Genomic DNA, 7,556 nt, shown 5'->3' with positions numbered 1-7,556 from the left:
CCCATACGGATAGCTTCAGCAACAGTCTTTGCACCAACTGGCATGATCATGAACTCTTGGAAGTCAACAGAGTTGTCCGCGTGGGCTCCACCGTTAACAACGTTCATCATTGGCGTAGGCAAAACCTTTGAGTTGAAACCACCAAGGTAGTTGTACAAAGGCGTTCCCAATTCGTCAGCAGCTGCACGAGCAGCAGCAATTGAAACACCAAGGATAGCGTTGGCACCCAACTTACCCTTGTTTGGAGTTCCGTCCAATTCGATCATCGTACGGTCCAACAAAACTTGGTCAGTAACATCCATACCAACCAACTTGTCCTTGATAACCTTGTTAACGTTTTCAACGGCCTTCAATGTTCCCTTACCCAAGAAACGACCCTTGTCACCGTCACGCAATTCAACGGCTTCGTTAACACCAGTTGAAGCTCCTGAAGGAACGATTCCGCGACCGAAACCACCCAATTCAGTGTAAACTTCAACTTCAACAGTTGGGTTACCACGTGAGTCCAAGACTTCGCGTGCGTAAATATCAGTAATTGCAGACATGTTGTCTTCTCCTTACTTGTTTTAAAAGTATAGTTATCTGGGAATATCCCTTGTCATTTATTGTAACATAATTCACACGTTGTGTAGCAATTCATTGCCCTTTATTACGATTATTGTGCGAACCGTATACGAAACACTTACTGATAAATAGTAGCAATTATTCCGTGTTGCATTTGTTACATTACTGTCCACTATGTCATGAAATCTCGTGTTACTTTATATGCATAGTTAAAACGTAAGTACGCATACCAACGAGAAGGAGGCTGCGTTTAAATGAAAAAAATTAAATTTTCTATTTTGGGGTTAATGGGATTATTAATTGCGGTGCCACTTTATCTATTTGGGGCCTCGTATGCCATGGAGCGCCTAGCACCAACCACTGAACATACCACCTATCAAAGCGCTGATACGCACGTGACAAACACGCGTGACAACCAACATAACTTTAATGACAAGTTAATTGCTGCTGGTATCCACCCGGCTAGCTCAAGTGATGACACAGTCACGATGGTTGAACCTGAACAAAATACACTTAAATAGTAAAAGACACCGCAACTGCGGTGTCTTTTTTCTTTTTACCAGTGTTCGCGAACTGCCGCAATTTCGGCAACCGTCACTGCATAACGTACCTTACGCCCTGAAGCATCACGTGATCCAAAGATAACACCCTCTGCCTCACCATCAAGTTCATTCAAAATGAATGACTCACCTGACGTTAGATAGATTTTCACAAAATTACCATCTGACAAAATCTTCGTCATAAATTCAAACATCACTCATGTCCCCCTAAGCTTCTGATTCATTGTGTATTATTTCATCTATACACATCAGTTTATCGCTTAGGTACGGCTAACTCGTGAATCAAACCGTAACGGAATCTGAATATTTCACGCCTCTTTTTGCAAAGATCGCTTCGCTTGATCAGCTAGACTAACCAACTCAATAAACGTCATGGCATCAAGTGCCGCATCACCCACCAAGACACCGTCAATGTCCGGTTGCGCTAACAATTCATAGGCATTAGTTGGTTTAACGGAACCCCCGTACAAAATACGCATCTGATCAGCGGCTGGTTGACCAAACATATCAGCCACTGTCTGGCGAATAATCCGCAAACTTTTTTGCGCAATTTCTGGCCCCATCGCCTGACCAGATCCAATCGCTGCCGTTGGCTCATAGGCCAGCATAACGCGACCTAGGTCCGCTATCGCTACCCCTTTTAGCGATTCAACGACTTGATTCACAATCCAATGGGCGTGATCGTTTTCTGACTCCAATTGGACTGCCTCATCAATAGCAATAATCGGCATTAGGCCATTCCGTAGCGCGGCCAACGTTTTCAGATTAACCATTTCATCAGTTTCACGGAAATAATTCCGCCGCTCTGAGTGGCCAATAATGACCACTTGGATCCCCAAATCAGCTAATGCAGCTGGACTTGTCTCTCCTGTATAGGCACCCCGATCTTCCCAATACACGTTTTCAGCACCGATGCACACCGATGTCCCCTTGGCCGCCGATACCATCGCGTTCAATAATACATCTTGCCCCGCCAATACTGTATCAACGTTCGGATACTTGGCTAACTTTGGTGCAACCTCCTGAATATACCCCTCGGCCTCACTTGGCAACTTATTCATTTTCCAATTTGCAACGACGATTGGTTGTCGACTCATCAGCTTCACCGCCCTTCATATATGCTTTTATTATAGCAAACAGCCCTTCACATCAGCTACAACACAAAACCAGCTCCATGACGCTACATCAGTAGTCTCGCCACAAAGCTGGTTTCTCGTTACTTCTTATTCAGCTGGTACAGCAGCTTGAACCAACGCGATAACTTCATCGTTCGTCTCAGCATCCAATGCCTTATCAGCCAATTCTGCCATCTTCGTCGTATCCAAACGCTTCATCAATGAACGTGTTTGCAAAACAGACGTTGCTGACATTGAGAATTCATCCAAGCCCATACCAACTAGCACTGGTACGGCAATTGGATCACCCGCCATCTCACCGCACATTGCAGCAAACTTGCCGTACTTGTGCGCTGAGTCAATCACGTTCTTAATCAAACGCAAAATTGATGGGTTGTATGGTTGGTACAAGTATGAAATCTTGTCGTTACCACGGTCTGCCGCCATTGAGTAACCAATCAAGTCGTTGGTTCCAATTGAGAAGAAATCAACTTCTTGGGCAAACTTATCAGCCAAAACAGCTGCAGCTGGCACTTCAATCATAATTCCCAACTTGATATCATCGGCTACTGGTACACCAGCTTCTTGCAACTTCGCCTTTTCTTCATTGAAGATATCACGCGCTGCACGGTATTCTGGCAACGTTGCCACCATTGGGAACATAATCCACAAGTCACCGTAAACAGAGGCACGCAACAAGGCACGCAATTGAGTACGGAAAATGTCATCACGATCCAATGAAATACGGATGGCACGGTAACCCAAGAATGGGTTTTCCTCTTCTGGTAATGGTAAGTAAGGCAAATACTTATCACCACCAATGTCCATCGTACGGACCGTAACAGGCTTACCGTCCATACCCTCAAGAACCTTCTTGTAGGCTTCAAATTGCTCGTCTTCAGTTGGCAATTCCTTTGAATCCATGTACAAGAACTCGGTACGGTACAAACCAATTCCTTCTGAACCGTTATCCACAACACCAGTTAAGTCCTTTGGCGTACCAATGTTGGCACCCACCAAGAATTCCTTACCATCAGCTGAAATAGACTTTTCGTTCTTCAACGTTGCCCATTCAGCCTTTTGCGCTGCGTACTTTTCACCCTTGGCACTGTATTCTGTGACTTGTTCATCTGAAGGGTCAACGATTGCAACACCGTCAAGTCCATCCAAAATGACCATGTCACCTTCTTGAATTTCATCCGTTGCAACCTGTGAACCAACAATCGCTGGAATTTCCAACGTACGTGCCATGATAGCTGCGTGCGCTGTGCGTCCACCAACATTGGTGATAAATCCCTTAACGTATTGACGGTCAAGTTGAGCCGTATCTGAAGGCGTCATGTCCTTCGCTACAATCACAACTTCTTCCTTAATCAAGGCTGGGTTTGGCAATTCCTTACCCAACAAGTGACTTAGCACACGCTTTGTCACATCTCGAATGTCGGCGGCACGTTCAGCCATGTATGGATTATCATCGGCCATTGCCTCAAACATACCAATGTACATGTCTGCCGTTTCCTTCAACGCGGCTTCAGCGTTAACTGAGTCGCTGTCGATTTTAGCAGAAATGCCCCCCAAAAGCTCAGGGTCTTCAAGCACCATAATGTGTGCTGTAAACACTTCAGCTTCTTCAGCCCCCATTGAAGTTGCTGCCTTGTCTCGAATTTGTTCCAAATCTGTCTTAGATGCTAAAAAGGCCGCTGCTACGCGGTCCTTCTCAGCTTGAACATCGTCTACTGTACGAGTATCAAAAGACAAATCAGGATCAACGAGCTTATATGCTTTTGCGATTGCAACACCGTTTGATGCTGCAATCCCCTTAATTTCTTTTGCCATCGCCGTCTTATCCCTCAAAGTAAATGTTCAAATAAATTTTTAACTAAAAATTAGTCAGTCAAGCCTTCTGCTGACATCGTCTCTGCAATTGCAGCCAATGCTTCAGCTTCGTCATCACCTTCTGCTGAAATCTTAACATCGGCGTTTTGACCAACACCCAATGACATAACGCCCATGATTGACTTCAAGTTAACGTCCTTACCTTGGTATGACAACGTTACGTTTGATGAGAACTTTGAAGCTGCTTGTACCAACAAAGTTGCTGGACGTGCGTGGATACCAGTTTCGGCTACAATGTGAAATTCGCGTGATTCCATGGTGATAATCTCCTCTAGATTAAAAAATATCTATCTTTGTATAATTTTTGACTTGGCTAAATGAGATACGCTTTCGAAATCTTTCTAACCAACTCTATGTCGTTAATTCTAGCAGGTATGAAGCTTTTGCGCAAGCGCTTACATTACCTTTTCATTAGGCTTTTGTGAACTTTTTGTGAATAAGTGGAAGCGGCGATGATTCTACTCGGCCTTATTCTTCGCCGTATACGTGACAACCCCGCCACGTGCGGCAACGCCACGAATCGCGTTCTGATAAGGGTAATTACGCCAAACTTCGTAAAATTCCTTGAAGTCCTTTGCTTCCAAAACGAACTCTTCTAATTCGCCAGATCGTAATTGCTCAAGCATTTCTTCATAGTCCATAGCTGACCCCTCCTGTCATAATTAACTGTTACTATTTTAACAAACTTTCATGAAAACCGGTGCATTTTTAAAGAATAAAAAAAGAACGTGTTTGTTTCAAAAACGCACACGTTCATTACTTTTCATAAGACTTTAGAATTCAAGCAACAGACTTCCGTATGTAAATCCGGCACCGAATCCCGTTAACAGAACTCGCTTACCCGTCAAATCAGTTTTCTTGTTCAGCTCATCCAAGCCAATACCGATTCCGGCTGATGACGTGTTTCCATACTTTGTAATATTCGTGGCAAACTTGTCCATTGGTTGGTCAATCGCCTCAGCAATCGCCTCAATAATGCGCAAGTTGGCTTGGTGTGTAATAAAGTAATCAACGTCATTTGGCGTCAAATCACGATCACCCAAGAACTTTACAATGTGATCTGGAATCAAGCGCACAACTTCTTCAAAGACTTGGCGACCTTCTTGATGGAAGGCATCCGTCTTAGGGTAGTTTTCTGCAGAAATTTCTGTCAAAGGTTGGATGCGACCAGAGTGAACAACTTCAGCATCCCCAATGGTATGCATTTCCTCACCCTTCACAATACCGCCTTCTTCATCAGCAACCAGCACCATTGCAGCGGCACCATCACCGAAGAAGACAGTTGATGTACGATCTGTAAAGTCCATCATCTTCGAATTAACTTCTGCTGAAATAACCAATGCGTTCTTGTAAACACCTGAACGGATAAACTTGTCTGCAGTACTCATACCAAAGACAAATCCTGAGCACGCAGTAGAAATATCGTATGCCCACGCCCCTTCAGCTTTCAAGTTACGCTGTACGAGCGCAGCCGTTGAAGGTGCTAATCCGTCCGGCGTAAACGTCGTCACGATGATTAGTTCAATATCTTCTGGCTTAAGGTCGGTTTGTGACAACGCCATGCGAGCTGCTTGCGTTGCCAAATCGGACGTATTCTCACCTTGCAATGAGATGCGTCGCTCCTTAATACCAGTGTGTGCTTGAATCCACGCGTCGTTCGTATCCATGATTGCCGCCAAGTCATCGTTCGTAATAATATCACTTGGAACGTAGTGAGCTGAGGCAATAATCTTAGTTCCTTGCGTCATATGTGGACCCCTTTCTTTCGTATCAGCAAAAATGCTCTTATTCATTTTACGCTATGTTACTGAATTTTGGTAACGAATTAGGTAAATAAAAAGGAACTTGCAGAAACAAGTTCCTTAATTGTTATTCTGTTACTTCAGATGCGGCCATCTTAAAGTTTTCGTTGTAAGAAAAGGCATTCTGACCGGCAATTGCGGCATCCCCAACTGCAGTGGTAATTTGACGCAATTCCTTGTCACGAACATCACCGATAGCAAAGATACCAGGCGCTGCTGTTTCCATACGATCATTTGTGTGAATCCAGCCGTTGGCATCCGTGATACCCAATGCTTGGACCGGTTCTGAAACAGGCGTCAAACCAACATAGATGAATACGCCGGCAGCCGCAATTTCAGAAACTTCATCCGTTTGGTTATTGCGAACACGGACACCAGTGACTTTCTTGTCATCACCAATGATTTCTTCAACTTCCGTGTTCCAAATGAAGTCGATTTTTTCATTTGCAAAGGCGCGGTCTTGCAAAATCTTTTGAGCGCGCAACTTGTCACGACGGTGAACGATGGTTACCTTGTCAGCCAATCCTGCTAAGTATGTTGCTTCTTCAACAGCGGAATCACCACCACCGACAACAATGACGTGTTGGCCACGGAAGAAGGCCCCATCGCAGACGGCACAGTATGAAACCCCACGACCAGTGTACTGATCTTCGCCAGGTACTGCTAGCTTAACGTTGGCAGCCCCAGTCGCAACAATCACTGTGTTGGCCGTATAGTCATCCATGTCTGTTACAACATGCCACGTCCCATCGTGTTGCGCCTCAACATGCAAGACTGATCCAAAGGCGTACTCAGCACCAAACTTTGTTGACGATGCGTACATTTTTTCCGCCAATTCGGGGCCAAGAATCGACTCGAACCCTGGATAGTTTTCAACTTCAGCGGTGTTATTCATTTGTCCACCGTAAATGCCGCGATCAATCATCAAAACTGACATGTTCGCCCGTGATGCGTACGTTGCTGCGGTCATCCCACCAGGGCCAGCCCCGAGAATAATTGTGTCATAATGTTGTGCCATTTTAACTTCCCCCTTCGTTCAGAATCGCTATGTTCGGATTCTCATAAATCTTTAAGATTACAAGACCTATTCTACCGGTTCTGATGTCAAATGAAAAGGGGGGCTACTTACAAAAATAAAGCACAACCCATTATTATGGGCCATGCTTTATCGCTTACGATTACTTCCAGTTATCTTTCATCTTGTCAATTTCGGCAAAGAATTGATCGTCTTCAGCTGCCAAACGTTCTGATTCCTCAACCGAGGACTCCTTGCGACGTCGCCAAAGCATGAAGAACAAGCCACCCAAACCTGCCAATAACGTTGACAGGATTGACGCCACTACTGGTAACTGATTTGCAGCCGTATCAAACTGTGTATCTCGCAAATGTGTTGTTGCCTCATCGGTGGCGTTCACCGTACCAGCTTGTACCGTCGCCCCTGTATCGAGTCCATTAGCTACGCTACCGTTAGCTGCTGTTGCAGCCACGTTTGCCGTTGCTGATGCCGTATACGCTGCTTGGGCCTGCGCCACGTTATTTGCCGTCGCTGCTGATGCCGCCCCTGCTAGGAAACGTGTTACTTGACTTGTTTGTGACGCTGAAGGGACATTCGTGACACC

General features: G+C 45.1%; 9 protein-coding genes and 1 pseudogene. 1 reads left to right on the top strand and 9 read right to left on the bottom strand.

What is annotated here, in order from left to right; translation table 11 throughout:
* Positions 1 to 545: pseudogene (gene eno, locus WEIDD23_RS14745) on the bottom strand (phosphopyruvate hydratase); the annotation flags it as partial.
* Positions 546 to 818: 273 nt separating this feature from the next.
* On the opposite strand from eno, the gene WEIDD23_RS08455 reads away from it, so the two are divergent.
* Positions 819 to 1,085, top strand: a complete 267-nt coding sequence (locus WEIDD23_RS08455; RefSeq protein WP_010370004.1) for a hypothetical protein — start codon at positions 819 to 821, stop codon at positions 1,083 to 1,085.
* 35 nt (positions 1,086 to 1,120) lie between these two features.
* Here the strand turns inward: WEIDD23_RS08455 and WEIDD23_RS08450 are convergent, their stop codons facing one another.
* From WEIDD23_RS08450 to WEIDD23_RS13685, 8 genes are all read right to left on the bottom strand, one after another.
* A complete protein-coding gene (locus WEIDD23_RS08450; protein WP_010370006.1) occupies positions 1,121 to 1,318 on the bottom strand; it encodes a hypothetical protein in 198 nt (65 codons plus the stop codon).
* Between the two features lie 114 nt (positions 1,319 to 1,432).
* Positions 1,433 to 2,221, bottom strand: a complete 789-nt coding sequence (gene tpiA, locus WEIDD23_RS08445; protein ID WP_010370009.1) for a triose-phosphate isomerase — start codon at positions 2,219 to 2,221, stop codon at positions 1,433 to 1,435.
* A 126-nt stretch (positions 2,222 to 2,347) separates the two neighbouring features.
* Complete coding sequence (gene ptsP / locus WEIDD23_RS08440; RefSeq protein ID WP_062358909.1) at positions 2,348 to 4,075, bottom strand: phosphoenolpyruvate--protein phosphotransferase; 1,728 nt, start codon at positions 4,073 to 4,075, stop codon at positions 2,348 to 2,350.
* A gap of 50 nt (positions 4,076 to 4,125) precedes the next feature.
* Complete coding sequence (locus tag WEIDD23_RS08435) at positions 4,126 to 4,392, bottom strand: phosphocarrier protein HPr (RefSeq protein WP_010370017.1); 267 nt, start codon at positions 4,390 to 4,392, stop codon at positions 4,126 to 4,128.
* Between the two features lie 201 nt (positions 4,393 to 4,593).
* Positions 4,594 to 4,776 carry a hypothetical protein gene (locus tag WEIDD23_RS08430; RefSeq protein ID WP_010370019.1) on the bottom strand — a complete coding sequence of 61 codons (183 nt, stop codon included), beginning with the start codon at positions 4,774 to 4,776 and terminating at the stop codon, positions 4,594 to 4,596.
* A 132-nt stretch (positions 4,777 to 4,908) separates the two neighbouring features.
* Positions 4,909 to 5,883, bottom strand: a complete 975-nt coding sequence (locus WEIDD23_RS08425) for a beta-ketoacyl-ACP synthase III (protein WP_010370022.1) — start codon at positions 5,881 to 5,883, stop codon at positions 4,909 to 4,911.
* 121 nt (positions 5,884 to 6,004) lie between these two features.
* Positions 6,005 to 6,955 (bottom strand): thioredoxin-disulfide reductase, encoded by a 951-nt coding sequence (trxB, locus tag WEIDD23_RS08420; RefSeq protein ID WP_010370024.1) that lies wholly within the window; start codon positions 6,953 to 6,955, stop codon positions 6,005 to 6,007.
* Positions 6,956 to 7,115: 160 nt separating this feature from the next.
* Positions 7,116 to 7,556, bottom strand: a 441-nt coding sequence (locus WEIDD23_RS13685; protein WP_197458858.1) for a hypothetical protein, incomplete at its 5' end; no start/stop codon positions are given.

It is taken from the genome of Weissella sp. DD23, assembly GCF_001579105.1.
GTDB lineage: Bacteria > Bacillota > Bacilli > Lactobacillales > Lactobacillaceae > Weissella > Weissella cibaria.
The sequence above is the reverse complement of the archived record's forward strand: the minus strand, read 5'-3'. Positions and strand labels throughout refer to the sequence as shown.

Coding starts and splice junctions, on each gene's coding strand:
- WEIDD23_RS08450 (WP_010370006.1), bottom strand. CDS start 1,318: ATGTTTGAATTTATGACGAAGATTTTGTCAGATGGTAATTTTGTGAAA.
- WEIDD23_RS08425 (WP_010370022.1), bottom strand. CDS start 5,883: ATGACGCAAGGAACTAAGATTATTGCCTCAGCTCACTACGTTCCAAGT.
- WEIDD23_RS08430 (WP_010370019.1), bottom strand. CDS start 4,776: ATGGACTATGAAGAAATGCTTGAGCAATTACGATCTGGCGAATTAGAA.
- WEIDD23_RS08435 (WP_010370017.1), bottom strand. CDS start 4,392: ATGGAATCACGCGAATTTCACATTGTAGCCGAAACTGGTATCCACGCA.
- WEIDD23_RS08455 (WP_010370004.1), top strand. CDS start 819: ATGAAAAAAATTAAATTTTCTATTTTGGGGTTAATGGGATTATTAATT.
- trxB (WP_010370024.1), bottom strand. CDS start 6,955: ATGGCACAACATTATGACACAATTATTCTCGGGGCTGGCCCTGGTGGG.
- tpiA (WP_010370009.1), bottom strand. CDS start 2,221: ATGAGTCGACAACCAATCGTCGTTGCAAATTGGAAAATGAATAAGTTG.
- ptsP (WP_062358909.1), bottom strand. CDS start 4,075: ATGGCAAAAGAAATTAAGGGGATTGCAGCATCAAACGGTGTTGCAATC.